This is a genomic window from Microbacterium sp. PI-SA-G (assembly GCF_057215335.1).
This window is the reverse complement of sequence record NZ_CM170103.1, coordinates 1,877,208-1,903,711: the sequence shown is the minus strand read 5'-3', so window position 1 is coordinate 1,903,711 and position 26,504 is coordinate 1,877,208. Positions and strand designations below refer to the sequence as shown.

The window sequence follows — 26,504 nt, the reverse complement described above, 5'->3', positions numbered from 1 at the left end:
CGGAACCGAGGGACCCTCATGAGGCTGAAGCTGACCCTGCACCGACAGTCGAGCGACCCGGTCGACATCGTCATCAAGACCGACTCGACCGCTACCGCGGGTGACGTCGCCCGGCACGTGGCCGAGGCGGATCCGACCCGTTCCGTCCCGGTCGCCGAGGGAGACGTGCTCACGCTGGCCGTCGCACCGCCCACGGGTGAGCGCCTGGTGCCGCTGCAGCCCGACGTGCCGATCGGCGAGGCGGCGATCGGCTCGGGCTTCGCGGTATCCATCATCAACTACGGCCCCGACTACTCCTTCGCGGGGCAGCGCGACACGGTGGGCGTGCTGGTCGCGATCTCGGGTGCCCTCGCCGGGCAGGAGTTCCCGATCGCTGCGGGCCCCGTCTTCCTCGGTCGCGATGCCGGCAACGACGTCGTCCTGGTCGATCCCATGGTCTCGAAGCGGCATGCGCGACTCGAGGTCGGCACGCACATCGAGGTCGTCGACCTGAACTCCGCCAACGGTGTGCTGGTCGACGGTCTGGCCGTGCAGCGCGTGCGCGTCGAGGAGGGCGAGCCGTTCGTGATCGGCGGCACCACTCTGGTGCTGCGTCTGACGCGCTCGTTCGACGGCTCGGCCACCGAAGACCCGATCATCGAGCGCGGCGGCGGTCTGCTCTTCAACCGCAGCCCCCGCGTCGAGGTGCGCTACCCGGGCACGCTGTTCAAGGTCCCGCGGCTGCCCACCGAGAAGATCGGCCGCATGTTCCCGTGGCCGATCCTGATCGCGCCGATCCTGATGGGCATGGCGCTGTACGCGCTCAACGGCAACCCGCGTTCGCTGCTGATGATCGTGATGACGCCGCTCATGGCGTTCGGCAACATCATCAACCAGGCCGCGCAGAGCAAGAAGGGCGAGAACCACGAGTTCCTCCTCTTCGAGCGCCAGTACGAGCAGCTGGAAGAGGACTTCTTCCACGGCAAGCCCGAGGAGGAGCGCGCGCGCAACGCCGAGGCCCCGCCGGTGGCCGAGGTGTTCGATCACGCGATGCGGCTCGGGCCGCTGCTGTGGACGCGGCGCCCTGAGCACTGGAACTTCCTGGGCCTGCGGCTCGGCAGCTGTCGACTCCCGGCGCGCAACCGCATCGACGACGCCGAGTCGCCCGACGGCCTGCCCGACTTCATCGACCGCGTCGACCGGCTTCGTGAGAGATACGCGTTCGTCGACGACGTGCCGGTGTTCGAGACCTTCGCCGACGCCGGCTCGATCGGCATCGCGGGACCCCAGGGTCCGGTCGCCGACACCATGCGCGGCGTCGCGGTGCAGCTGTTCGGACTCCACGCCCCGAACGATCTGATCGCGGTCGCCTTCGCGGATTCGGCGTGGACGCCCGAGCTCGACTGGCTCAAGTGGATGCCGCACACCTCGAGCGAGCGCAGCCCGTTCCGCGACATGGCCCTCGCCGACTCGGCACCCACCAGTGCCGCCCTGCTGAGCACGCTCGAGGAGTACGTGTCTCGGGCCGCGGCGGCCGAGGGCGGCGGCGAACCCCGGGGGCCGTTCAAAGAGGACTGGAACCCGCTGCTCTACGGCACCGACGTCTCGCGCGCGGCGAACGAGCACAAGAAGACGCCACCGGTGTCGGTCGTCGTCTTCGTCACCGGTGATGCCCCCGTCGACCGCGGTCGCCTGACCGACGTGCTCGAGCGCGGCGCCGATCACGGTGTGCACGCGGTGTTCGTCTCACCCACGGTCGAGTCGCTCCCGGCGGTGTGCCGCAGCTACATCGATGTGACGACCGGCCTCGAGGACGCCCACGTCGGTCTGGTCCGCAACGGCGAGAACTTCGAGCACGTGCGGGTCGAGGGCGTCTCGAACGCCTACATGCAGATGCTCGCCCGCCGCCTCGCCCCGGTCGTCGACGCCAGCACGGTGGTTCACGACTCCTCCGACATCCCGAACTCGGTGATGTTCCTGCAGCTTGTCGACCCCGCGATCGCCGAGGACCCGCAGGTCGTGATCGAGCGCTGGCGGCAGAACAACACCATCGTCGACCGCAGCCCCACTCCGCGCCCGCGGCTGAAGAAGTCGGGCACCCTGCGCGCGATCATCGGCCAGGGACCCAGCGACGCCATGGCGCTCGATCTGCGCACCCAGGGGCCGCACGCGCTCGTGGGTGGCACCACGGGTGCGGGCAAGTCCGAGTTCCTGCAGGCGTGGGTGCTGGGCATGGCCGCAGCCCACAGCCCCGACCGTGTCACGTTCCTGTTCGTCGACTACAAGGGCGGCTCCGCCTTCGCCGACTGCGTCGAGCTGCCGCACTGCGTGGGTCTGGTGACCGACCTGAGCCCGCACCTCGTGCGCCGGGCGCTGACCAGCCTGCGCGCCGAGCTGCAGCACCGCGAGCACCTGCTCAACCGCAAGAAGGCCAAGGACCTGCTCGAGCTCGAGAAGCGTCAGGACCCGGAGTGCCCGCCGGCGCTGGTCCTCGTGATCGACGAGTTCGCCGCACTGGCGTCCGAGATGCCTGATTTCGTCGACGGCGTGGTCGACATCGCCCAGCGCGGTCGCTCGCTCGGCATCCATCTGATCATGGCGACGCAGCGACCGGCCGGCGTGATCAAGGACAACCTGCGCGCCAACACCAACCTGCGCATCGCGCTGCGCATGGCCGATGAGGCCGACTCGCGCGACGTGGTCGACGACGGCATCGCCTCGACGTTCCCGGCCTCCATCCCCGGTCGCGCCATCGCGAAGACCGGTCCCGGCCGTCTCGTGCCGTTCCAGTCGGCCTACGCCGGTGGCTGGACGGCTGACGACGACTCTGCCACGGCGGACGTGCGGGTGGCCGAGCTGCGCTTCGGCGCGAGCGGCGAGTGGGAGCCCGACCGTCCGGCCGAGTCGGACTCGCACCTCGAGGACCTCGGCCCGAACGACCAGAAGCGCATCGTGTCCACCCTCATCAACGCGGCCGACAAGGCGCAGCTGATGCGTCCGCGGCGCCCGTGGCTCGACGACCTCGCACCGCTGGTCGACCTGCACGACCTGCCGAACGAGGGCGACACGCGCATCCCGCTCGCGCTGCTCGACGTGCCCGAGAAGCAGCTGCAGCAGCCCGGAGTGTTCGTGCCCGACCGCGACGGCTCGCTGGTGATCTACGGCACGTCCGGCTCGGGCAAGTCGACGCTGCTGAAGACGATCGGCACCGCCGCCGGCATGCGGCCCGACCTCGGTCGCGTGCAGGTCTACTGCCTCGACTTCGCCTCGGGCGCGCTGGGTGCGCTGTCGGCCCTGCCGCACGTGGGCTCGGTCGTCGACGGCGCCGACGTCGAGCGCATCCAGCGTCTGCTGCGCACGCTCGACGGCGAGATGGATCGTCGTGCGGCCGCGTTCTCGGCGGCCAGTGCGGCCTCCGTCCAGGAGTACCGCGAGCTGGTGGATCCCCGCATGCCACGCATCCTGCTGCTGATCGACAACTACCCCGAGTTCAAGAAGGACTGGGAGGTCGCGCCGGGGCGTGGGCCGTTCTACCGCATCTTCATGCGCATGCTCGGCGAGGGCCGCACGCTCGGCGTGCACACCGTGATCACCGCCGACCGAGGCAACGCGGTGCCCAGTGCCGTCGCCGCGAACATCTCCCGCCGCGTGGTGCTGCGCATGGGCGACCCGAGCCAGTACATGCTGCTGGGCGCTCCGCGTGACGTGCTCGACGACCAGTCGGCTCCCGGCCGGGCCATCGTCGACGGGCACGAGGCGCAGATCGCCGTGCTCGGCGGCACCCTGAACGTGGTGGAGCAGACCAAGGCGCTCGCGAAGCTGGGTGACCGGCTGCGCGCCGAGGGCGTGCGCGATCTGCCCGAGATCGGCGCGCTGCCCACGATGGTCCCGGTCGAGGACATGCCGGCGACGGTCGAGGGGATGCCGGTGTTCGGCGTCGCCGACGACACGCTCGCCCCGCACGGCTTCGAGCCGATCGGATCCTTCGTCATCTCGGGTCCGCCCGCCTCCGGTCGCACCAACGCCCTCAAGGCGCTCGTGGTGGCCATGGAGCGCTTCGACCCGTCGGTGCGCATGTACCACTTCGGTTCGCGTCGCTCCGAGCTCAAGGACTTCCGTCCGTGGGTGCGCAGCGCCACGAAGGCGGAGGACGAGAAGGAGCTCGCGACCGAGCTCGCCGAGCTGGTGGTGAGCGACGCGGCCGCCGGTCGCATCCTGATCGTGATCGAGGACATGCCGCACCTGGCGGACGGACCGGCCGACCGGCCGATGCGTGCGCTGCTGCAGGCGATGAACAACAGCGATCACATGCTCATCGGCGAGGCCGAGATCAGCCGCGCCAGCGGCAGCATCGGCGTGCTGGGTGAATGGAAGTCCGGCCGTCAGGGCATCGTGCTCAAGCCCGAGACGTACGACGGCGATGCGATCTTCAAGTCGCCGTTCGGCCGTGTCAAGCGCGCGGACTTCCCGGTGGGTCGAGGAATCTTCGTGCAGGCCGGTCGCGCCATCACGATGCAGATGCCGTTCGTGGCTGATCTGTCCTCTGATGGGTAGAGGTGCCATGGGTACCGCTCCCCGTTTGCCGGTCGGGCTTTTATGGCTAACCTCGACTCAAGAGGCCGAAACGGCCTGATGAAAACGAATGCGGGAGGCGGATTCTCATGGCCGGACATGATTTCGGGGCAACGTACAGCGAGATGGAGAGCGCGGCTGCGCGTCTTCGCGACGGGCGCAGCACCGTCACGGACACACTGAAGGAACTGCAGGGAGTCATCGACGACCTGGTGCAGGACGGCTTCAAGACCGAGAACGCGTCGGAGGCGTACTCCACCGCTTACTCGGAGCTCACCGCTTCCCTCGACGACGCGGCTGAGGCCGTGAACGACATGGCGCAGGCGCTCGACCGTATGGCGGACTCGATCCGCGACAAGGACGCCGAGCTCGCCGGCGGCTGATCCATCGCACGCATCGAGGTCGCGGCCTCCGTCGGATGACGGGGCCGCGACCTCTGTGCATGGGGCGCTGTGGGGGGGCGCGCCGAATAGAATCAGGGACAACGGGAACATGAGCGGAGTGCAGAGCTGATGAGCGGTGGACAGCCCTACTGGTACAACCTGACGACGCAGTCGGTGCTGCGCGCCGACGAGCGCCCGTCGGAAGACACGCTGGGCCCGTTCGGCTCGGCCGTCGAGGCGGAGGAGTCGCCAGCCGTCCTGTTGGAGCACGCGCGTGCCTGGCTCGAGAGCGAAGAGAGCGAGCGCTTCCGGGAAATGGCCGAAGGCGACGCCGGCACCGACCTGGTGTGACGGGGTCGACCGGTCGTGGCTCTCGCGCCATGACGAGAAGACGCCGCATCGCGGCACCGCTCGCCGCCGTGCTCGCGGTGACCCTGGCAGCGTGTGCGCCGGCGCTGCCGGAGTCCGTCGTGGCCGGCACCGAGATCACGGCCGGGTGGGCGGGCACGTTCACCTCCGCCAACGCCGCCGCCGCTCCGACGCGGGGCAACCTCGACATCGCCGAGGCGATCCGCGCCGACTTCGGCGACATCGTCGACGGGGAGTTCGTCGCCGACGAGGGGTTCGGCACCGTCACGATCGTCAGCGACGACCCATTCACCGTGCGGTACGACCTCGCGGAGCCCGCGTGGTCCGACGGGATCCCGCTCGACGCCGCCGATCTGCTGCTGAGCTGGGCCGCGGCATCCGGACTCCTGGGGGGCGAGCAGGCCGAGGCGGATGCCGAACCCGAGGTCCCGCGCATCGACGAGTTCGCGCGGTCGATCGAGGTCACCCTCCCGCAGCCGACGCGCGGGTGGCAGAGCGCCGTCTCGGCGCCGGTGCCCGCGCACGTCGTCGCGCAGCGGGCACTGGGGGTCGACGATGCCATGGAGGCGAAGCAGGCGGTGATCACCGCCATCCAGGACGGCGACGGTGCCGCCCTCGCGTCGCTCGGGAAGGTGTGGGACGAGGGGTTCACGCTCCCCGAGGAGGGCGACGTCCCCGCCGACCTGCTGCTGTCGAGCGGTCCGTTCCGGGTGCAGGACGTCGCCGCCGAGGAGGCCGGCCAGAGCGTGACGCTGGTGCCGAACGCGTCGTACCGCGGGCTGGTCACGCCGCAGGTCGCCACCATCCAGCTGGTCCCGCCGGGCGACGACCCCATCACCGCGGTCGGGCAGACGCTCGACGCGGTGCAGGTCGCCCCGCTCACGGTCAACCGCGCGGCGATCACCGAGCTCGAGCGCAAGGACTTCACGGTCAACACGTCGCACGACGGCACCGTCTGGGCCGTGTCGCTGAACCCGGCCGGCATCTTCACGCAGGCACCGGCGCGCGCCGCCTTCCTGCGTGCGGTTCCCGCGCGCGCTCTGATCGAGCGGGGCGGGGGCGTGTGGGCGTCGGCCTACACGTCATCCACCTCGATCCTGTCCGCCCCCGGATCACGCGCGTACGACATCGTCTCGGCGGACTCGGGCTTCGCCACCGCGCTGGGTACGCCCGCCGAGGACGCGGCCGTCGACCGTGAGAGCGCCGGCATCGCAGCCGGTGCCGGGGTCTGCGTGCTCTATGACCGGGAAAGCGAGTTCGCGGCCGGTGCCTTCGCGGCCCTGCGCGATGCCGCGGCCGAAGCTGGCTGGAAGGCCGAGGACTGCGGCACCGACGACCTCGACACCGCGGTGGGACTCGGTGGATGGGACGCCGTGATCTCGCGCGTGCCCATTCCGCAGACCCCACAGCAGATCGCCGCGCAGTGGGGCACCCAGGGGGCCGCGTCGCTCACCGGCAACGCCGACCCCGAGCGCGACGCGCTGATCACGCAACTCGCACAGACCGCAGACGTCTATGCCGCGCGCGAGCAGCTCGCGCAGGTCGAGTCGACGATCGTGCGCGCGGCGGTCGTGCTGCCGATCGCCGTGAACCCCACGGTCACCCTGATCGACAAGGACGTCACGGGCATCGCGCCGCGCGACGGAGCGGCGGGGTCGCTCACCTCGGGCCTCACGCAGTGGGCGGTCGTGCCGTGAACGGAGCGTTCTGGGTGGTTCTCCCCATCGCCGCGTGCCGCCCGCACCTCGTAGAGTCATCTGTGGAGGTGGAGCCGTGGGAATGATGTTGCCGAACGAGCTGATCTGGGTGATGGAGAAGCTCGGTTTCGAGTGGCCTGACGTCGATGAGGACGAACTGCGCCGGGGCTCGGAGATGGTGCGCGTGTTCCGCGGCGAGCTCGAGAACAAGATCCAGGTCATGGACCGCAAGGTGAACGGCGATCTGGCCATGGCCATGCGCGGTCAGGCCGGTCCCTCCTACGTCGGCGCCTGGAACACCAATCGCTCCCAGAACCTCGACAGGCTGCTCGATCTGCTGCAGCCGGTGCCTGAGGGCATGAACATCGCCGCCGACGCCGTCTTCGCGCTGAAGATGAAGGTCATCGTCGACGTCACCACCACGATGATCGCGCTGATGGGCATGCTCAGCAACCCGATCACCGCGGTCGGTGCCGGGCCGATGGTCCTGATCAAGAAGAAGCTGCTCAACGCCGCGGTCGACATCGCCGTCGAACAACTCCTGGAGCAGCTGCTCCCGATGGCGATCGAGCCGCTGACCGAAGAGCTCCCCGGCGTGATCATGGCGGCACTGGAGTCGCCGATCGTCGAAGCCGTCGCGGGCGACCCCGAGGAGTTCTACGCCGACCTGCAGGCGCTCGAGCAGGCCGAGGGCGAGATGGAGCAGCACGCCGGCGACGTCGAGACGCTGACGGAGCGGCTGATGTCGGATCTGTCGAGCCTGAACATCACGGGGGACTGACACATGGGTAAAGACATCGCATCCTCCGCCATCCGGCCGCTGCTGCGCGCCCTCGACGACGCGCCGGTTCATGTGCGCCAGCTCGCCGACATGTTCCGCAAGCACGGGCAGAAGCAGAACCGCAACGTCGACGGGGTCAACGACGTCGACCGCGTGCCCGAGGCGCTCACCGAGGGCTGGCGGGGCGATACGGATTGGACGCCGAACGACATCATCAACGCCGGCAACGGCGACCGGCCCGACCCGCAGGACTATCTCGACACCGACTACATCCAGAACCATCTCGACCAGTTCGCCGACGGTGCCACCCGGATCTACCGGACCGAGAGTCTCGACGCCTATGGGCCAGGCAACAACGGGACCACGTACGTGTTCCCCACCGATCAGCTGCAGCGACTCATGGACCAATCCCGTACGCCGCAGGACCTCGCTGCCTCGCTCGGCCTTCCCGACAACTTCTTCGTCGGCGCCGACGTGCAGCTCCGCGACTTCGGCCCCGGTGAGCTCGATGGCCTGCGGATGCCGTCCGGCAACGAGGGCGGCACCGACGCCGAGAAGTGGATTCCGGGCGGATACCTGCCCAGCGGCATCCCCGAAGCGGTCATCGACATCCCCGAGACGTCGACCGGATGGAAGAACGGCGATTACATCCCGACCAACTGGCCGGGTACGGCACGCCCGTACGGCTCGTAGGCGGACCCTCGCGTGGACATCGACAAGGACTTCCACCGCAACGCGGCATCCGTCTTCGGCCCGGCCTCGGTGACCGAGGGGGCACTGCTTCCCTTCGAGGGGCGGTCGCTGATGACCGATGCCGGTGGCCTGCCACCGGCCGCGCTCGACGCTCACGCTGACGGCTGGCTGTCGCCGGAGAACCCTCTGCTGGTGCGGGGCGAGGCGACGATCCTGCCGCTCGCCTGGCGCGGAGAGCCGCAGGGCGCGGGTGTCGGGTCAGAGGAGATCGCGGCGTTCGCCTCGCAGATGCAGAATGCGGGCATGTACTGGGCCGGCAACTGGCGGGTGCTGTCGCTGACCGAGAAACGGTCCGACAGCATCGGGTCGTACACGGCTGCCTTGCGCGATGCCGGTGCCACGCACGTCGACTGCTGGACGTACTCCGAGAAGACCGGGCTCGCTCTGGTGACGGCGGGTGTCGAGGACGAGGGCACGCTTTCACTGGCGCTTCACGTCGTGCCGGTCAGCTGGGTGTCGGAGCGGCGGGTCGGCAAGCCGGTGCGCGGCATCGACGTGCGCTGGTCGTGGGCCGACGTCGTCGCGCTGCACTCGGCTCAGGACGCCGGAGAAGCGGCGCGCGACAGATAGCCTGGCAGAGGCATACGACGAGGGGCAGGGCTCATGACAGAGGCATTCGAGGACACCGACGTGATCGTCGCTCCGCGGGTCTACGGCGCGAACGAACTCGGCGTGCTCTCCGTGACGGCTCCGGGTGCCGCCCATCCGCGCGTGATGTACGTGGGCGGCGAGCTCTTCGTCGGACTCGACGACGCGGGCGTGGCGATCACCCAGGGGCAGGTCGAAGGCTCCGAGCGGCCGTTCCCTGACGTGGTGGCCGAGGCGGTCGCTTCCGCCGGCGCTCTTCCCGAACCGGTCGACGGCGTGATCCTCGTCGACGACGAGTCGGTGGCCGCGGCGGTGCTCGTCGACCCGGCGCGAGCGGCTGCAATGTCGCTCGACGCGGAACCCCTCGTGTTCGCGCTGTCGCGCGACCGACTCGCGATCGTGGGCAGCGACGACGAGGCCGGCGTCGCGCGCGTGCTGGACCTCGCCGAAGCCCTCTACGACGCCGGCACGCCGCTGGTGAGCGCCCACCCGGTCATCCTGCACGAGGGAGCATGGGCACCGTTCGCCTGGATCGATCGGCTCCCGAACCTTGCCCCGCGCTTCCACCGGGTGCTCCGTCTGTTCAGCGTTCGCGCGTATGAGGCGCAGTCCGTCGCGCTGCGGCGTCCTGACGTGCACCTCGCCGACCCCAAGGTCCACGTGCGCGAAGACGGTGTCACGCTCACCTTCGCGGCGTGGCCGAAGGGCACGGCGACATTGCTGCCCGTCGTCGACAACGTGATGGTCGCCGATCCGTCGGGCTCGGTCAGTGTCGCGACGATGGATGAGTTCCTGACCGCCGCCGGCGACGCCGTGGTGCGCACCGGTCTGTCTCCGCTGCGGTACTTCGTGCCCGGCGAGCCGCCGCGTTCCGCGTCCTGACGCCGATCCCCGGGCGTCCGCCGCCGCCCCGCACGGTGATGGGCTGATCTCCCCATCGCGTCTGCCGCGCCTGCCCCGATAGCGTCATCCTCGGAGGTGGTCACTGTGGGAATGATGTTGCCGGACGATCTGATCTGGGTGATGGACAAGCTGGGTCTGGAATGGCCTGACATCGATGAGGACGAGGTCCGCAAGGCCGCGGATCTGGTGCGCACATTTCGCGATGACATGGAGGGTCTGGTCCAGACGGCCGACAGTCGGATCAACGGCGACCTGGCCGCGGCCATGCGGGGGCAGACGGGCAGCGCCCATGTGACGGCGTGGAACCGCAATCGCTCCGAGAACATGCAGCAGCTGCTCGACGTCCTGGGCCCGGCGGCCAGCGGCATCGACATCGCCGCCGACATCGTGCTCGCCCTCAAGGTCAAGGTGATCGTCGACATCACGATCACGCTCGCGCAGCTCATCCCGCTGCTCGCGGCTGGGCCCTTCGGGGCCGGCGGCGCGGCGCTGCTGATCCTGGCACGCAAGAAGCTGTTCGAGTTCACGATGGAGATGACTCTCGAGCAGATCATCAACCAGGTGCTCCCGCTGGCGGTCGAGCCGCTGGCGAATCAGGTGCCCGTGATCGTGCAGGCGCTGCTCGATTCGCCGGTCGTCGAGGACAACATCGGCGACACCGACGAGTTCTTCGCCGATCTCGAGGCGCTCGACCAGGCTGCCGACGAGATGGACGCTCATGCCGTCGACGTGGAGGATCTCACCGATCGCCTGCTCGCCGACCTCGCCAATCTGCAGATCTCGGGGGACTGAATCATGATGATCAAGAAGCTGATGCGCGACCTGGTCGACGCCGTCGACGGCGCGGGTCGCGAGTTCAAGCAGGGATTCTCCGGCGCGTTCCGTAAGCGCGGCGGCAAGCATCGAGCCGATGCCGACGCGATCCGCGGCGTCGACCGCCGCGCGTCGAACGAGGTGCCACGCCACCGCGCCGACCCCCCGAAGAAGCCCACGTCGCACGCGAAGGACTACGACATCCGCGAAGAGGCGCGCAGCACCGCAGACGCCCTGAGACACACGCCGAGGCACGCCGACCCCGACTACAACGCCGCGCGCGACTTCGGACTCTCGGTGGGCAAGAGCGTCACGAGCGTGCCCGGCGACATCGGCGACGAGATTAAGGGCATCCCGGGCAAGGTGCCCGGCCAGCTGGTCGAGGAGCTCTACGAGGACGCGATCGGTCAGGACGATCCCGACAAGTACGGGCGCAAGGGTGAGGGCGACATGAAGTTCCTCGCACCCGCGGGAGAAGCCGGCGACCTTGCGGGTCTGAGCAACGCCGAGATCGCGGCCCGGTTCGGCCTCGACCCCGGATCTCTCGACGGTGCGACGTTCGAAGTCAAGGAAGTCCCGGGCTCGCGGTTCGTCAGCATCGAGATCTCGCGGCCGGCTGACTGACCGGCCCCCATGGGCACCTCCACCTGGGAAGTCCTACCCATGGTGCCCCTGGCGCCCGAACCGTACATTCGATTCCGGAGGTGGTCGCTGTGGGGATGATGTTGCCGAATGAGCTCGTCTGGGTCATGGAGAAGCTCGGATTCGAGTGGCCGGACATCGACGAGGACGAGGTGCGCAAGGGCGCGACGCTGGTGCGCAATCTCGGCACCGACCTGGAGGACGTGATCCAGGCCGTCGACCGCAAGGTCAACGGCGATCTCGTCGGGGCGCTGCGGGGGCAGACAGGTCCGGCGACCATGGGGGCCTGGAACGCCAACCGTTCTCAGAACCTCCAGAGACTGGTCGACATCATGCCGCCCGCGGCTGAGGCGATGGACATCGGAGCCGAGGCCATCTTCGCGCTGAAGATGAAGGTCATCGTCGACGTGACCTCCACGCTGATCACTCTCGTGGCCATGCTGACCAATCCGATCACCGCGGCCGGGGCGGGGCCCATGCTGCTGATCAAGAAGAAGCTGCTGAACGCGGCGGTCGACATCGCTGTGGAGCAGCTGCTGATGCAGCTGGCGCCGATGGCGATCGAGCCCCTGGCCGAGCAGCTGCCGGCCGTGATCGACGCGATCCTCGATGCGCCCATGGTCGAGGCGACGGCAGGGGACTCCGACGAGTTCCACGCCGACCTGGCGGCGCTGGAAGAGGCGCAGTCGACGATGAAGGTGCACGGCGCCGACATCCAGACCGTGACGTCGACGTTCTTCGCGGAGTTCTCCGCGCTCGACTTCGGAGGGGACGACTGATGAGCGCGATCAAGCCCATCATCCGGGAACTCAAGCAGGCCGCGCTCAAGGGCGGCGTCCATGCGCGCGACCGGCTGCACCAGCTGACCGACAACATGAACGACCATCTCGACAACGTCGTGAGGCAGGTGCGCGACATCGACCGGTTCGACGACAGCATCGACGTCAGCGTCCGCCCCTTCAACCGCAACCGGAACCACGACTCCGCCGAGTACGACCGGCAGTACAACGAGCAGATGGACACGCTGCGGAGCATGTCGGCCGCCGACTGGTTGCGCAACCGCATCGACTACCTCGAGAACGGTCGGACCTCCGATTCGCTCCGGGCACAGCAGAACGCTCGGGATGCCGCGCTCAACGCCAAGATCACCGAGCTCCGTCGTGCCGGCGAGAGCCGCGACAGCGCGAGGCAGCACGCCGAGGAGTGGCTCAGCACCCAGGCGGCTCTGCACCGTCTCGACGGCATCGCGGGCGGCAACGTCACCGATATCTCCGGCGTCGGAGACTCGCGGATCAACTCCTCGCTCGGCTCCCAGTGGAGGTCGCGCGTGGGTGACATCGACACCGCGATCATCGATTTCGTGCGGAACAACCCCGGCGTCGATCTGAACAACGTCAACATCAACGTCGTCCTCCGATAGGTTGGAAAGCATGGTTGAGATCTCCGATTTCGTCGCTCACGCCCCCGTCCCGGCAGAGATCATCGAGGAGTATCGCGGCCGCGTTCCTGACGAGCTCGTCGAGGTCTGGGAACGCTACGGGTACGGGACCTTCGGTCACGGGTTCCTGCGCATCATCGACCCGAAGCTCTATGAGGAGAAGGTCGGCGACTGCATCGGCAAGACGCAGGGCGACGGGATCGCCATCCCGATCATGGTCACCGGTCTGGGCGACCTGATCACCTGGGAGCCCAGCACGGGCGTCGTCGGCATCCTCTACCGTGAGGGCCGGACGGTGGGGCTGAACACCACGGTCGACAACTTCCTGTTCATGGTCGATCTCGACGGGCCCGACGAGCTCTCCGACAACCTGCACTGGGACATCTTCCCGCAGGCGGTCGAGGCGCACGGCGAGCTGCCGTATGAGCAGTCCTTCGTCTTCGTGCCGTTGCTCTCGCTGGGCGGAGAGGCGAAGGTCGAGAATCTGCACAAGCGCGAGACCATCGCCTCGATCCAGGTCGCGGTCGACCTTCAGGGCGTCATCGGGCACTGACCGCCGCACAGCCGCGCCCCTCCATGGCAGTATGTTGCGTGGGGGGTCATCTCGTGACTGAAGTGGATGCTGCGACGGAGCTGGCGAGCGCCGAGACGAAGACGGAGACAGCGGTCGCGCCGCTGCGGGTCGAATTCGCGGGGGAGTGGCATGACGTGCCCTTCGACCGACCGTTCATCATCGGTCGAGAGGGCGACCTCGAGATCGACGACAATCCGTATCTGCACCGGCATTTCCTCGAGCTGACGTACCGCGACGGCCTCTGGTGGCTCGCGAACATCGGCGTGCGTCTCGCGGCCACGATCTCGAGCGCCGGCGGTGCCGTGCAGTCGTGGCTGTCGCCGGGTGCCCGCATGCCGCTCGTCTTCGAGCGCAGCGTGATCGTCTTCACCGCCGGACCCTTCACGTACGAGCTGAGCCTGCACACCGAGCAGGCCCCGTACGAGGTCTCGCGTCAGGTGGAGTCGTCGATGAGCGGCGAGACCACGGTGATGCCGGCGAGCTTCACCGCACTGCAGAAGCAGCTCATGGTGGCGCTCGCCGAGCCGATGCTGCGGCGCGAGGGTGTGAGCATGAACGAGCTGCCGTCGTCGAGCGATGCCGCCAAGCGGCTGGGCTGGACGATGAGCAAGTTCAACCGCAAGCTCGACAACGTCTGCGACAAGCTCGACCGCATGGGCGTGCAGGGGCTGCGCGGCGGCCCCGGCAAGCTGGCCACCAACCGTCGGGCCCGTCTGGTGGAGTACGCGGTGACCTCGCAGGTCGTCACGCGTGCCGATCTTCCGCTGCTCGACGACGAGGCGCTGCGCGACCAGATCGATCCCGACGCGGACTGATCCGCCGCGGGTTCGCGGTCGACTCGAGATCAGCGGACGGCGTCGGCGAGGTGGCGTGCGTTGTGGTTGAGGACCTTGACGATGATGCCGTGGCGACGCAGGTCGGCGACCGTGCGCGCGCCCTCCTCGGGGTCGCGTCCGAGCGCGGTGATGTTCGCGACCACGACCACGTCGCCGGGACGCAGGGTCGCGATGAGTCGCGTGAGCCGGTCGCTCCAGCTTTCGAGGATGTCGGGCGCCGGGTGACGGAAGCCTTCGATCGGCACGCCGAACCGGGTCAGGTCCTCACGCTGCTCGTGCACCGGCGGCATCCCCTCGCGAGAGACGACGAGGCCGACCAGGCGTGAGCCGTCGGGGCGTGCGAGCCAGAAGTCACGGTTCTTCTGCAGCTCCGTGAAGCACTTCGGGCACTCTGCGGCCGCGTGCGGCAGGTGCAGCGGGCTGGTCAGGGCATCGTCGACCGTCGCTGTGGCCTTCATGGGATCGATCGTTTCGGTCATCGCGCACCTCCGTACCCATTCTGCCTTGTCCGGAGCCGTTCCGTGCGCCCGATCCGGTGCGCGCCGGATGCGGTGTTCCGGCGATCAGAGCAGGCCGAGCCCGCGTACGGTCTGGCGCTCCTCGAGCAGCTCGGCGATGGAGGCGTCGATGCGTGCCCGAGCCCAGTCGCTGACCTCGAGGCCGTCGACGATCTGCCACTCGCCGTCGACCGCCCGCACCGGGAACGACGACATCAGTCCCTCGGGAACGCCGTACTGGCCGTGCGAGATCACGGCGGCCGATGTCCAGTCCTCCGTGCCCTGCACCCAGTCGCGCACGTGCTCGATCGCGGCGTTGGCGGCGGATGCCACCGACGACGATCCGCGCACCTGGATGATCTCTGCACCGCGCTTCGCGACGCGGGGGATGAAGACCTCGTCGAGCCAACCGGGCACGTCGTCGACGAAGGCGCTCAGAGCGTCGGCGACCGGCTTGCCCCCGACCGTCGCGTACGAGACGTCGGGGAACTGGGTGGCGGAGTGGTTGCCCCAGATCGGCACGCGGCGGATCGTCGAGACGGGCACGCCGAGGATCTGCGCGAGCTGCGCGCGAGCGCGGTTCTCGTCGAGCCGGGTCAGGGCCGAGAAGCGCTCGGCGGGCACGCCGTCGGCCGAGGCCGCAGCGATCAGGGCGTTGGTGTTCGCCGGGTTTCCGACCACCGTGACGCGCACGTCCGATGACGCGTTCGCCGCGATCGCCGCGCCCTGCGGGCCGAAGATTCCGGCGTTGGCGGCGAGCAGATCACCACGCTCCATCCCGGGGCCGCGAGGTCGGGCGCCGACCAGCAGCGCCAGATCGCAGCCATCGAAGGCGACTGCCGGGTCATCGGTCACCTCGACGTGTTCGAGCAGGTCGAACGCACCGTCCTGCAGTTCGAGTGCCGCCCCCTCGGCCGCTCCCAGCCCCTGCGGGATCTCGAGCAGCCGCAGCCGCACCTTCTCGTCGGGTCCGAGCATGTCTCCTGCCGCGATGCGGAACAGCAGGGCGTAGCCGATCTGTCCGCCGGCACCGGTGAGGGTGATCGTGGTCGTCATGCACCGAGCCTACGACTGATCAGGTGCGGTGTCCGGAGTACTCTCTGACTCATGACTTTCAATCCCGACGCGGACATCTCCGGCAACACCACGCGCCGTCGCGGACGCAACGCCGCGATCGCCGGAGGCGGCACGGTGGGCCTGCTCGGCATCATCGCGCTGATCGCCGGACCGCTGCTCGGCGTCGACCTCACCGGGCTGCTGGGCGGCGGCACGCAGCCGGGCGGAGGCTCCGAGTCCGGCAGCGGCTCGGTCATCGAGAACTGCGACACCGGCGCCGATGCGAACGCCCAGGTCGACTGCCGGATGGCGGGTGCGCAGCTCGCGCTCGACGAGTTCTGGACCGAGAACGTCGAGGGCTATCGCGCCCCGCAGATGGTGGTCGTCGATCAGGCCACCTCGACGCAGTGCGGCACGGCGTCGAACGCAGTCGGACCGTTCTACTGCCCGCCCGACGAGGGCGTGTTCATCGACCCGACGTTCTTCTCGCTCATGCAGGAGCAGTTCGGGGCAACGGCCGGCAACCTCGCGCAGCTCTACATCGTCGGGCACGAGTGGGGCCACCACATCCAGAACATCACCGGCACGATGGCCGAGTTCCCGAACAACGGCACGGGCCCGGGCAGCAACGGCGTGCGGATGGAGCTGCAGGCCGACTGCTATGCGGGCGCCTGGATCGGCCGCATGACCGAGCAGGAGGATGCCGACGGCGACCCCTACCTGATCGCTCCGACTGAGCAGGAGCTCACCGATGCGCTGAACGCGGCATCGGCCGTCGGCGACGACAGCATCCAGGAGCAGTCCGGCTTCGTGAACCCCGAGAGCTGGACGCACGGCTCGAGCGAGCAGCGGCAGTACTGGTTCGCGAACGGCTACCAGAACGGGCTCGACGTCTGTGCCGACGCGTTCACGCTGAGCGAGGACCAGCTGGGCTGAGGGTACCCGCGTGGGCTCAGGCGCGCAGCGGACCGAGACCATGACGGGTCATGTCGATCGGCCGTTGTCCTGAGTCTCGGAGAGCTGCTGCTCCATGTCTTCCGAGCGTTGGGAATGCAGCCGGAACTTTCGCAGCCGCAGGGCGTCCCGGTAGGTGGCGAAGAGTTCGACCTCTGAGAAGTCGCGCTGGGGCGGACCCCCGTACGGCAGTGATCGCTCGAACCACCCGGTGAGCTCGAGCAGCGTGAGCGCCCGTGTGAGATGTGGCTCCTCAGAGACGACGATGACGGACTCGAGTCCTTCGTCCTGGGCGAACTGATGCGCGAACTCGACGTTCTCCAGGGTGTCCCGCGAGTGCCTTTCCACCATGAGTCGACGCGGATCGATCCCCGCGGAGAGCAGGTGACGCTCCATCACCGATGCTTCACTCAGCGTCGTCTCGCCTACTGCACCGCCCGACACCAGCACCTTGGCGCCAGGTACCTTTCGAGACAGTTCCACGGCGACGTCGAGGCGCTGCACGAGTCGAGGGCGCGGTCTGCCGTCGCCGGTGAGTCGGAACCCGAGGACCATGATGAGATCCGCGCTCACGGCGCCCGCCTCGACTTCCTCTGCCGGACCGGTGTGCTCGTCGACGGCTGCGACGGTGGCGAGCGCGAGCGCGGCGAAATCCGGGCTGATGCGGCGGAGGCGGTCCCACATCGACTCCTCCGCAGGGTCGCGCAGAGCCCGGAGGACGGATGCGAGGAAAGGCAGATAGTCGGGTGAATGCGGTGCGATGTCTGCTGCACGGCGATACCATGAGGCCGCAGCACGGAGATTGCCGTGAACCGCCTCGTGACTTGCCCGAGCGCCGGCCACATTCGCCCACTGTTCCTTCTCCCACTCCCGGACGCGCCGCGCTGCGTCCCTTGTCGAGAGAGTGGTCAGACCCAGCTCTGTCACTTCTGTTCCTGCAGGATCTCGTCAGCCTCGGCGGCGGCCGCCCGAAGTGCGTCCTCCGGTGAGATCTGCTGCAGCATGGCCAGCTCGATCTGAGCGGCCAGCGCGCTGCTGACTGCGCCGTACTGCGGGATCGCAGGGCGCGTGCGTGCGTGCGTGAGCTGCTCAGTGAACACGGTGATGCGTGGGTCGGAGGCGACGTGCTTCTTCCACGCGGGGTTGTCCATCGTCTTCTGATTCGTGGGGAGATATCCGGTTCCGATGTCCCATTTGGCCTGCTGCTCGGGCTGCAGGACCCATGAGAGGAATGCCCAGGCCCCGTCGTTCTCGGCCTTGCTCCCGTCGAGGATGTACGACACGTTCGTGCCGGTGTTCATCGCCGCCTCCTTGATACGAGGGAAGGGGAGAGCCTCTGCGACACCTTCGCCGAGCGCTGCATCGACAGTGGCGAGATCGCCCGGACGACCGATGAACATCTGCACCTGTCCGGCGATGAACCCCGTGATCCCCGTCTGCTGGGTGTCGTCGTCGAGGCTCGAGGGGAAGGCGACGCCGTCCTTCACCAGGTCGGTCCACGTGGTCAGCGCTTCGACGCCGGCCGGGCTGTCGAATTCAGCCGACGTGTTCTGCGCGTCGAGGAACTCCCCGCCGGCGCTCCAGAGCATGGACTGCCAGGTGAACGAGGTCCACTCGCTCCCACCGATCGGCAGGTAGATTCCATACTTTCCTCCGGATGTCAGGGTTCTCGCCGTCTTGGCGATGTCCTTCCAGGTCTCGGGCAGTCGCGTGATGCCGGCATCGTCGAAGGCCTTCGTGTTGTAGATCAACGTGTACGCCCCGCCGTCAGTGGGCAGGGAGTACACCGTGTCTCCGAAGGTGCTGGGCTCGAGCATCCCGGGATAGATGTCCTCTTTCTCCACGGGGTGGTCTCCCGTGCCGAAGTAGGGCTCGAGGTCGAGCACCCGATCGGATTCGAGGAGCGTTCCGATGCGCGAGGCGTTGCTGTCACCGAAGACGAGGTTCGGCGTTTCATCCGTGCGGATCGCGTTCTGAATCTGGGAGGCGAACTGATCGGCGGACCCCGCGATGAACTGCCGCTCGAGTCGATACTCCTGCTGAGAGTCGTTGTACTCGGCGACGAGGTCGTCGAGCACCGCTGATGCATCGCCGCCCTTCTGGTCCCAGAACGTGATCGGGATCGGTTCGCCGCTGTCCTTCTCGGGTGCCTGGGCTGCGCAGGACGTCACGACGACGAGGCTCGAGACGGCCAGGGCGGCGGCTGCCGCCCGACGGAAGTGAGACAGAGGTGTGGACATGAGATTGTTCCTTCGCTGTGGATGGTGTGGGGAGAGGGACGTCACCGGAGTTGACCCGAGACGGCGTTGAGGATCTGCTTCTGGAGCAGGAGGTAGACGAGGGCGACCGGAATGATCGCGAGCGTTGATGCCGCCATGAGCACGTTGAAGCTCGAGGCGCTGTCGGCCGTCCGGAACATGGCGAGGCCGAGCTGCACGGTGAAGAGCTCGGACTTGGTCACCACCACGAGCTGGAAGAAGAAGTTGTTCCAGTTGTAGGTGAACGACAGGATCGTGAAGGCGCCGATCATCGGCATGGCCATCGGGGTCACGATCTCCCAGAACCTTCGCCAGACTCCCGCGCCGTCCAGCGAGGCGGCTTCTTCGATCTCGGTCGACATGTTGGCGAAGAACTGGCGGAAGAGGAACACGCCCAGAATCGAGGGGATGTTCGGGATGATCAGGCCCTGGTACGTGTTGATCCACCCCAACGAGGAGAGGAGATCGACGAGAGGATTGAACACCAGCTCGAACGGCACCAGGAGTGCTGCGAGCAGAACTCCGAAGACGATCCTCCGTCCCGGAAAACGCAGTCGAGCGAAAGCGAAGCCGGCCAGCAGACTGGTCGCCACCTGGCCGACCGTCGCTCCGACCGTGACGAGCAGGCTGTTGGCGTAGTACCCGAGGAAGGGCGAGCGGCGGAAGACCTCCGCGTAGTTCTCCCAATGCCACTCGCGCGGCAGGAACGTCGGCGGGAAGGTCGCGATCTCGCCGCTGCTCTTCAGGCTCGACAGCAGCATCCAGATGAACGGGCCCGCAGCGAGCAGGGCGGCGATGATCAGCACGGAGTACCGCGCCGTCGCCACCAGGCGAGTCGAAGCGAGAGAGCGAGCGGTTCGTGGGCGGTTGTTCATTGCATCTCCACTGCTTCTCGCCGGCCGAAGAACTTCAGCTGCACCCCGGCGATGACCAGGCCGATCAGCAGCAGCACGATCGCCCCCGCAGTGGCCGTGCCGCCGTTGAAACGCACGAACCCCTGCTCGTAGATCCAGTACAGAAGGCTGGTGGATGCGCCGGCGGGACCCCCGCGGGTGAGGACATGGATCTGCGTGAACGCCTGAAGGGCTCCCAGAGTGCCGGTCACCGCGAGGAAGGCCGTCGTGGAACCCGTCAGCGGCACCGTCAACGAGGCGAACTGGCGCAGAGGGCCGGCCCCGTCCAGACGAGCCGCCTCGTAGTAGGAGTCCGGGATCACCGACATGGCGGACGAGTAGATGATCATGGTGTATCCGACCTGACTCCAGATCGCGAACAGGATCGTCGCGACGAGTGACCAGGGGGCTGTGCTCAGGAACGGGATCGGGGTGAGGCCCAGAGCCTGCAGCGGCACGTTGAAGAGGCCGCCGAAGGGAGTCAGCAGATACGTGAAGACCAGAGCGCTGCCGACCGTCGGGGCGATGAAGGGCAGGAAGATGAGCGCGCGCAGAATCGCCCGCCCCTTCAGTGGCGTCCGCATCAGCGCGGCGAGCGCCATTCCCAGGGCGAGCGATACAGGAACGACTCCGATGACGAGGGCGCCGGTCACCATCATCGCGCCGAGGAATCCGCTGTCGGTGAAGATCTCCGCATAGTTGTCGAAGCCGACACCTCGCGCCGGCGACGAACCGGTGGGGTTCCAGTCCGTGAAGCTGTATACGGCCACCTGGACGAGCGGGTACAGATAGAAGACGCTGAGCAGAATCGTCGTCGGCGCGATGAAGGGATATCCCCAACGGCCTTCCCGCCGTGACAGGGAACTCATCGTGGGCGGGGCCGGCTTCTCACGGATGGGCATGAGTCTTCCCTTGTCGAAGGTGAACGGTGGGATCCGAATTGAATACTGGATTTCCGAGAACGTTCTCGGTAGCGTCGGGACCGAGCATTCCGCGGGTCGGCGAATCTGTCAACTCGACGGAATAACGGTTCTGGAGGAGGCGCGATGCGGGTCGAGATCAGCTCGTCGGCGGGAGATTCCGGACGCGAGAATGAGGACTGGGCGGGCGCCGGCGGCTCCGTCTTTGTCGTGGTCGACGGAGCAGGAAGCCCGCCCGCACTGGGAACGGGGTGTGCGCACGGAGTCGCCTGGTACGCCCGGATGCTCGGGGGCGCCGTCGTGGAGAGCGCCCAAAACATCCAGGTGGACCTCGTGGGTGCTCTGGCATCGTCGATCGCTCAGGTCGCCCAGCTGCACGAAGGGGAATGCGACCTGCAGCATCCGGGAACGCCGTCGGCGGCGATAGCGATCGCTCGACGAGTCGGGTCGCGGATGGAATACGCCGTGCTCGCCGACTGCTCGGTTCTGATCGGCGATGGCGAGCAGTGCGAGGTCATCACTGACCGGCGTGAGGCGAGCGTCGGCGAGCGGTTTCGGCTGCCGGGAATGTGGTCGGACATCGGGAACGCCGCGCACCAGAACGAGATCGCCGACTACATGGAGAGCATGCGAGCGGTGCGGAATCGAGCAGGTGGCTTCTGGGTGGCCGCGGCGGATCCGACAGCAGCAGCCGAGGCGGTCTGCGGCGTCCGTGAGCTTCCCGCCGATGCGGTGGTCGCGCTTATGTCCGACGGGGCTTCGCGGCCGATCGATCTCTTTCAGACGGCGACTGCGGACGAGTTCATCCGCACGCTGCGCAGTGTCGGGCCCGAGGTCGTCATTCAGGACATCCGGCGCACTGAACGAACCGACCCGCGGGGTTCTCGCTGGCCGCGGGCCAAGAGACACGACGACGCGACCGTGCTGGTGTCGCGATGACCTCCAGAGAAGGGACGACTGCCGATGTCCGGTGACCGTCGACCAGTGACCATCATCGACATCGCCCGTGCGGCCGGTGTCTCGAAGGCGACCGTTTCGCGCGCCCTGCGCGAAGACCCCGACACATCGAAGGCCACGCGTGAGCATGTCCTGAGCGTCGCGCGGCAGATGGGCTATGTCGTCAACGCTCATGCGCAGGCGTTGCGGTCGGCGGCGCCCACGATCGTCGGCGCGCTCCTGCGCGACACGAGCAACCCGATTTACGGAGCGCTGCACGTCGCACTTCAGCGGAGGGCGGATGAAGTGGGGATGTCGATCGTCGCGATGACGGCGGTCGATCCCGATCTCCGTGAGAACGAGATCCGTGCCATCGAGACCCTCCTGGAGCTCCGAGTGAGCGGCATCCTCGTCTGCAGTGGGACCTTCGCTCCGGAGGCGATCGCTCCCTTCGTCGGGCGCATCCCCATGATCTCCCTCGCTCGACCGGAGATACACCCGGACATCCATAGCGTGGCCTATGACGAGAGGGTGGCCGGCCGGTCGATCGCGGAACAGATCCTTCGCGCAGGACACTCCACGGTTGCGGTGCACACCGTCGACGCCGCGGAATCGATGAGCGGACACGTGCGCACCCGGGCCATGGTCGACGCCCTGGAGTCACGCAGCGAGGTGGTGCGGGTTCCCTACACCCGCGAGCACGACGACGCGGCGGGGTTCGCGGCGCTGGTGGAGAGCGGTGCGACAGCCATCGCCTGTGCGAACGACGCGGTGATGAATCGGTACCTGGCGATGGCTCGCCAGGCGGGGATGTCGGTTCCTGGCGATCTGTCGATCGTCGGCTGTGACCACATCGGCCCGTTCGCCGCCCCCTCGCTGGGCTTGACGAGTTATCGACTCCCGGTCGAGGAGACCGCTCATGCGGGGGTGGACCTCATGCTCTCGTTGCTCGACGAGCCCGACATCGCCGTTACGCACCGCCGCCTCGAGGGCGAATTCATTCCTGGTCGAACACTGGGACCACCGGCGACTGCCGACCTGGCCACGAGTCAGCGCCGCGGTCGAGACACACGAACCGAAGGAAGATAATGCGCAAGTCAGTCACTGGAGCCCTTCTCGCCACCGCCCTCGCCCTGGGCCTGGTGGTCGGCTCACCCGTCGCCGCGAGTGCTGCGCTCACGCCCGCATGCACCGGAGCCCACGAGTTCGAAGAGTGGAGAAGCGACTCGCCCAACGAATTCGAACTCTCCACCGAGACGTACCTGTGCACTCGCTACGAGGACGGCAACCTGTACATATCCGCCGTAGCCGACAAGATCAAGCTGCTGGGCGCGAGCGTGACCTTCCGAGGCAACATCGTCGTCACGCGAGATGGAGCCACGGTGTCGACGCGTCAGTTCTCTCGCAGCTCCAACGGCTCGCCGCAGAAGTTGGACATTCTCGCCACCCTTCCCATCGTCGTACCGGGCGATTACCAGGTGGTCATGGACGGCCATCTGCTCGTCAAGAACAAGTCCGGTCAGCAGGTGGGGAGCTTCGTCGTTCCGGTCACCAGCCTCCGTGTGCCGATAGCGCTGTGAACATGCGAACGCGTCGAAGGAGTGTCGCCCTGGTCCTCTCGGGGGTTCTCGTCTGTGCTGCGGTGGCGACCGGTGTCCCTGCAGCAGCGGACCCCGTCGTGAGCTCCCCGGACTGGAACCGCGCACTCGCCTCGTTTCATCTCGCCGCAGAGGAGAGCGACACGTCGGGCAAGACGATCGTGTATCAGGTGGACCGCGACCATCCTCTGCCCGCGGACTATGGCCCCTCGCGCAAGGATGTCGTCGCGACCGACGCCACGGTCATCATCATCCCGAACGCATCCGGTCTGCGATCTGATCGTGAAAGGCCGCGTCCCTCGCTGCTCGAAGACCAGCACCTCGGTGACGAGGCACGGTGTGAGTCGAACGCGAACGCCGTCGTCGATGGTCGACATCAGGATGCCGAACTGTATACCCCGCTTTATGCGTGGGAGAAGCTGAATCAGCCCACCGTCGTCTTCAACGCCAATTATTTCGAAGTGCGTCCGCAAGCGAACGGGACGAAATGGGGAGGGAACCTCTGTTCGTCGCCGGCAGGTGTGTACTACGACAACCATCCGGGTCGTCAGACCTACAACACTCCGGCGGAGGGAGGCCCTTTCCTCGCGGGCCTTCCTGGATTCTTCGAGGCGAAGACGGGGAAGATGTCGCCGCTGGACACCTTCTTCTTCATCGATGACAGTTCCCACGGTCATCGGCCCACCAGCAGTTTCGAGCTTGTGACGAACACGAGTCCGAGCTCGCTGGCCTCGACGAATCGGATCAACGAACTCCAGTCGCTCGGAGAGCAGTTCTCGGCGTTCTCCGGGACCTCGCTCCTCCCTCAGCGCGGCGGCGGGGGCGCGCAGCTGGTCTCGCCGGACAGCGGATCGAGTTCGACGGCCAGGATCGCGTTCGGTTACGACCGGGGCCATGACCGGCTGCTCATCGTCCAGGGTGGCGGCTATCGCGACGGCTTCACTCGTGACAGCATCACGGCCGTGATGAGGGCTCTCGATGCGACGCTCGCGATCGAACTGGACGGCGGCGGTTCCTCTGCTGTCGCGGTGAGCCAAGGTGAGGTGCAGTTCCGCGGATCCGCGGATACGCCCCGCTCGCTGAAGTGCGACGGAAGGGTGTGCCTCTCGCCTGTCGTGCAGCCGAGTGGTTCCGCTCGGCCGGTTCCGGCGTGGGTCGGCGTGTATCGAGGTCCCTGAGACAGCGTTCCCGGGCGGGGGTCTGCGAGCTGAATCCTGCTCGCGGGCCCCACGCTCGGTCGGGCTCAGGCGCGCAGCGCCTGCAGCAGCGTGCGCACGAGGCCCGCGACACCGCCGTGTGCGCGGAAGCGCGTCAGTCCCTCGCTCACGACCGCACCCGTGCGCGACGAGACGAACCACGGCGGCGTGGGCAGGATCGTGACGCGTCCGCCGCCGCCCCTCGGCCGCCGCAGCACACCGGGAATGCAGCGCGGGAACGGGCGGAACGGGCCGCGGATGACCGAGCGCTCGACGCGGTCGAGCAGCAGCGCGTTGTGCACGATGCCGATGCCGCTCCCGACGTCGTCGATGGTGCTGCCGGGGAACGCGCCCCAGGTCATCGTCGGCGTGAGGAAGCCGAACGCCGTCCAGCCGTTGATCGCGATCGAGCCGTAGCGCAGCGCCGCGATTGCCCGCTCGAAGCCGGATCCCAGGGAGTGCTCAGTCTGCGGATCGATCAGCAGATTCGCGCCGAGGGTGCCCTGCAGCTCGTCGTTGGCGTAGGCGACGGCGGCGTCGAGGAACTCCTGCCCGGTGCCCGCCACCGACAACACGCCCAGCACGGGTGCGAAGTACTCCGTGTTCTGCAGCGCGGTCGCGTCGTCGTCGGCGCCGAGCTCGATCAGCACCCTGTCACCGAGGACCAGCGCATCGGGGTAGGCGTCGGTCGCCTGATGCACGCGCGCCGGAGCCCCGGGGTACCAGGTCGGTCGCTCGGGGGCGTTCGCATAGGCGCGGCGGAGGGCGGCGCGGAAGGCATCCGCCTGCGCCCAGTCGGAGGAGAGGATGACGACCTGCCCCGCGATGCAGTTGTGTCCGCTGTTCTGCAGGCGCATCGTCGCGATGTGCTCGGCGTGGAACGTCAGGTCGGCATCGGTCCATTGCCCCGGCACCACGATGATCGGCGACACCCCGCCGAGCTCCGCGGTGATGGGCTTCCGCAGCAACGGCTCCTGCGCGGAGCGGTCTGCCTTGGCTGAGCCGCTGGATGGACCCCACACGATCGCGTCGAAGGTCGCCGCCGATCCGGTGATATGCACGTGGACGACTTGCGGATGCTGCGTGAGATGCGCGCCGACCGCCGGCCCGCCACGCACGATCCGCAGGAGCCCGGGTGTCATCAGCGGGGCGAAGGCGCGCAGGTAGACCGGCACCATCGCGTCCTGCGTCGGGTTCACCTTGAGCAGGACGGTGCGGTTGTGAGCGAGCAGCTCGTAGAGCACGTCGAGGACGGGGATCGAGGTGATGTTGCCGGCGCCGAGCACGAGCCCGACGCCGCCGGACTCGGTGGGTGTGCGCTGCGCCAGCCCCGCGGCGGCCCGCGCGGCGTTCGGGGTCACACCCGGCTCGAGCCACACCTCGCCCGTGTAGCCCGACAGCAGGAAGCGATCGATGCCCGTCAGCGGGAACGCGTGCACGCGCGTGCGCCCGCCGGGAGCGCGGTCGATCCTGACGCCGTCGAGCGGATTCGCCCCGCGTGCCAGACGTGACAGGGTTTCGATCGAGGAGTCGAGCGCGCCGAGCACGCTGTACGGTCCGCTCAGCCACTCCTCGCCCCGCAGCGGGTGTGCGCCGTGGAGCCCCTTCGAGGCCGTGGCGGTCTGCGCCCAGTCCTCGGCGGTCGCGGCGACGCTCGTGCGCACCTGTCGCAGCAGCGTCACGCGCTGCGCCAGCGTGAGGACAGACCAGGTGCGGGCACCGGCGTGCAGCTCGACGATCGCGGCATCGAGTCGGGCGCGCTCACCCTCGTCGATCGCGTTCACGGTCTCGGCGGCAGAAGTCATCGTCGTCTCCTTCGTGCGGGATCCCAGCCTAGGCGCGCGCGTTCCGCTCCGGCAGAGACCGCC

26 protein-coding genes are annotated in these 26,504 nt (G+C 68.0%); 19 read left to right on the top strand and 7 right to left on the bottom strand.

The window, feature by feature from the left end; genetic code table 11:
* The first annotated feature begins 18 nt into the window (after positions 1–18).
* The 14 genes from AC2D10_RS09335 to AC2D10_RS09270 all read left to right on the top strand — a co-directional run bounded on the left by AC2D10_RS09335 (position 19) and on the right by AC2D10_RS09270 (position 14,307).
* Complete coding sequence (locus AC2D10_RS09335; protein ID WP_484707302.1) at positions 19–4,533, top strand: type VII secretion EssC family protein; 4,515 nt, start codon at positions 19–21, stop codon at positions 4,531–4,533.
* 107 nt (positions 4,534–4,640) lie between these two features.
* A complete protein-coding gene (locus tag AC2D10_RS09330) occupies positions 4,641–4,934 on the top strand; it encodes a WXG100 family type VII secretion target (protein ID WP_484707301.1) in 294 nt (97 codons plus the stop codon).
* Positions 4,935–5,063: 129 nt separating this feature from the next.
* Entirely contained in the window at positions 5,064–5,285 is a 222-nt protein-coding gene (locus AC2D10_RS09325) for a hypothetical protein (RefSeq protein ID WP_484707300.1), read from the top strand.
* Between the two features lie 29 nt (positions 5,286–5,314).
* Positions 5,315–7,000 (top strand): ABC transporter substrate-binding protein, encoded by a 1,686-nt coding sequence (locus AC2D10_RS09320; RefSeq protein WP_484707299.1) that lies wholly within the window; start codon positions 5,315–5,317, stop codon positions 6,998–7,000.
* 82 nt (positions 7,001–7,082) lie between these two features.
* Positions 7,083–7,781, top strand: coding sequence for a hypothetical protein (locus AC2D10_RS09315; RefSeq protein WP_484707297.1), 699 nt, complete (start codon positions 7,083–7,085; stop codon positions 7,779–7,781).
* A 3-nt stretch (positions 7,782–7,784) separates the two neighbouring features.
* Positions 7,785–8,474: a hypothetical protein gene (locus AC2D10_RS09310; RefSeq protein ID WP_484707296.1), complete on the top strand. Its 690-nt coding sequence runs from the start codon at positions 7,785–7,787 to the stop codon at positions 8,472–8,474.
* Between the two features lie 12 nt (positions 8,475–8,486).
* Positions 8,487–9,104 carry a hypothetical protein gene (locus AC2D10_RS09305; RefSeq protein WP_484707295.1) on the top strand — a complete coding sequence of 206 codons (618 nt, stop codon included), beginning with the start codon at positions 8,487–8,489 and terminating at the stop codon, positions 9,102–9,104.
* 33 nt (positions 9,105–9,137) lie between these two features.
* Positions 9,138–10,004, top strand: coding sequence for a hypothetical protein (locus AC2D10_RS09300; RefSeq protein ID WP_484707294.1), 867 nt, complete (start codon positions 9,138–9,140; stop codon positions 10,002–10,004).
* A gap of 111 nt (positions 10,005–10,115) precedes the next feature.
* The gene (locus AC2D10_RS09295; RefSeq protein ID WP_484707292.1) at positions 10,116–10,817 is read left to right on the top strand and encodes a WXG100-like domain-containing protein; all 702 of its coding nucleotides are present in this window, start codon (positions 10,116–10,118) and stop codon (positions 10,815–10,817) included.
* A 3-nt stretch (positions 10,818–10,820) separates the two neighbouring features.
* Complete coding sequence (locus AC2D10_RS09290; protein ID WP_484707291.1) at positions 10,821–11,462, top strand: hypothetical protein; 642 nt, start codon at positions 10,821–10,823, stop codon at positions 11,460–11,462.
* Between the two features lie 95 nt (positions 11,463–11,557).
* Complete coding sequence (locus AC2D10_RS09285) at positions 11,558–12,259, top strand: WXG100-like domain-containing protein (RefSeq protein ID WP_484707290.1); 702 nt, start codon at positions 11,558–11,560, stop codon at positions 12,257–12,259.
* Complete coding sequence (locus AC2D10_RS09280) at positions 12,259–12,900, top strand: polymorphic toxin type 15 domain-containing protein (protein ID WP_484707289.1); 642 nt, start codon at positions 12,259–12,261, stop codon at positions 12,898–12,900. Before AC2D10_RS09285 ends, AC2D10_RS09280 begins: the two co-directional genes overlap by 1 nt.
* A 10-nt stretch (positions 12,901–12,910) precedes the next feature.
* Complete coding sequence (locus tag AC2D10_RS09275; RefSeq protein ID WP_484707288.1) at positions 12,911–13,471, top strand: GAD-like domain-containing protein; 561 nt, start codon at positions 12,911–12,913, stop codon at positions 13,469–13,471.
* Between the two features lie 62 nt (positions 13,472–13,533).
* A complete protein-coding gene (locus tag AC2D10_RS09270; protein WP_484711838.1) occupies positions 13,534–14,307 on the top strand; it encodes an FHA domain-containing protein in 774 nt (257 codons plus the stop codon).
* A gap of 29 nt (positions 14,308–14,336) precedes the next feature.
* Here the strand turns inward: AC2D10_RS09270 and AC2D10_RS09265 are convergent, their stop codons facing one another.
* Together AC2D10_RS09265 and AC2D10_RS09260 are read right to left on the bottom strand one after the other, a co-directional pair.
* A complete protein-coding gene (locus tag AC2D10_RS09265) occupies positions 14,337–14,807 on the bottom strand; it encodes a recombinase family protein (protein ID WP_484707287.1) in 471 nt (156 codons plus the stop codon).
* A gap of 84 nt (positions 14,808–14,891) precedes the next feature.
* Positions 14,892–15,881 (bottom strand): malate dehydrogenase, encoded by a 990-nt coding sequence (locus AC2D10_RS09260; protein WP_484707286.1) that lies wholly within the window; start codon positions 15,879–15,881, stop codon positions 14,892–14,894.
* A gap of 51 nt (positions 15,882–15,932) precedes the next feature.
* Here AC2D10_RS09260 and ypfJ point away from each other — a divergent pair, with 51 nt between their 5' ends.
* Positions 15,933–16,817, top strand: a complete 885-nt coding sequence (ypfJ, locus tag AC2D10_RS09255) for a KPN_02809 family neutral zinc metallopeptidase (RefSeq protein ID WP_484707285.1) — start codon at positions 15,933–15,935, stop codon at positions 16,815–16,817.
* 48 nt (positions 16,818–16,865) lie between these two features.
* Here the strand turns inward: ypfJ and AC2D10_RS09250 are convergent, their stop codons facing one another.
* The 4 genes from AC2D10_RS09250 to AC2D10_RS09235 all read right to left on the bottom strand — a co-directional run bounded on the left by AC2D10_RS09250 (position 16,866) and on the right by AC2D10_RS09235 (position 20,888).
* A complete protein-coding gene (locus AC2D10_RS09250; protein WP_484707284.1) occupies positions 16,866–17,519 on the bottom strand; it encodes a YdcF family protein in 654 nt (217 codons plus the stop codon).
* Between the two features lie 239 nt (positions 17,520–17,758).
* Positions 17,759–19,075: an ABC transporter substrate-binding protein gene (locus AC2D10_RS09245; RefSeq protein WP_484707283.1), complete on the bottom strand. Its 1,317-nt coding sequence runs from the start codon at positions 19,073–19,075 to the stop codon at positions 17,759–17,761.
* 41 nt (positions 19,076–19,116) lie between these two features.
* Complete coding sequence (locus AC2D10_RS09240) at positions 19,117–19,920, bottom strand: carbohydrate ABC transporter permease (protein WP_484707282.1); 804 nt, start codon at positions 19,918–19,920, stop codon at positions 19,117–19,119.
* A gap of 44 nt (positions 19,921–19,964) precedes the next feature.
* On the bottom strand, positions 19,965–20,888 hold the full coding sequence (locus AC2D10_RS09235) for a carbohydrate ABC transporter permease (protein WP_484707281.1): 924 nt from the start codon (positions 20,886–20,888) through the stop codon (positions 19,965–19,967).
* A gap of 144 nt (positions 20,889–21,032) precedes the next feature.
* Here AC2D10_RS09235 and AC2D10_RS09230 point away from each other — a divergent pair, with 144 nt between their 5' ends.
* The 4 genes from AC2D10_RS09230 to AC2D10_RS09215 all read left to right on the top strand — a co-directional run bounded on the left by AC2D10_RS09230 (position 21,033) and on the right by AC2D10_RS09215 (position 24,618).
* A complete protein-coding gene (locus AC2D10_RS09230) occupies positions 21,033–21,845 on the top strand; it encodes a protein phosphatase 2C domain-containing protein (RefSeq protein WP_484707280.1) in 813 nt (270 codons plus the stop codon).
* A 45-nt stretch (positions 21,846–21,890) separates the two neighbouring features.
* Entirely contained in the window at positions 21,891–22,931 is a 1,041-nt protein-coding gene (locus AC2D10_RS09225) for a LacI family DNA-binding transcriptional regulator (RefSeq protein ID WP_484707279.1), read from the top strand.
* Entirely contained in the window at positions 22,931–23,422 is a 492-nt protein-coding gene (locus AC2D10_RS09220; RefSeq protein WP_484707278.1) for a hypothetical protein, read from the top strand. The genes AC2D10_RS09225 and AC2D10_RS09220 overlap by 1 nt, the downstream gene beginning before the upstream one ends.
* 179 nt (positions 23,423–23,601) lie before the next feature.
* Positions 23,602–24,618 carry a phosphodiester glycosidase family protein gene (locus AC2D10_RS09215; RefSeq protein ID WP_484707277.1) on the top strand — a complete coding sequence of 339 codons (1,017 nt, stop codon included), beginning with the start codon at positions 23,602–23,604 and terminating at the stop codon, positions 24,616–24,618.
* 65 nt (positions 24,619–24,683) lie between these two features.
* Here AC2D10_RS09215 and AC2D10_RS09210 read toward each other — a convergent pair whose 3' ends face one another.
* Complete coding sequence (locus AC2D10_RS09210) at positions 24,684–26,441, bottom strand: aldehyde dehydrogenase family protein (protein WP_484707276.1); 1,758 nt, start codon at positions 26,439–26,441, stop codon at positions 24,684–24,686.
* Positions 26,442–26,504 lie beyond the last annotated feature (63 nt).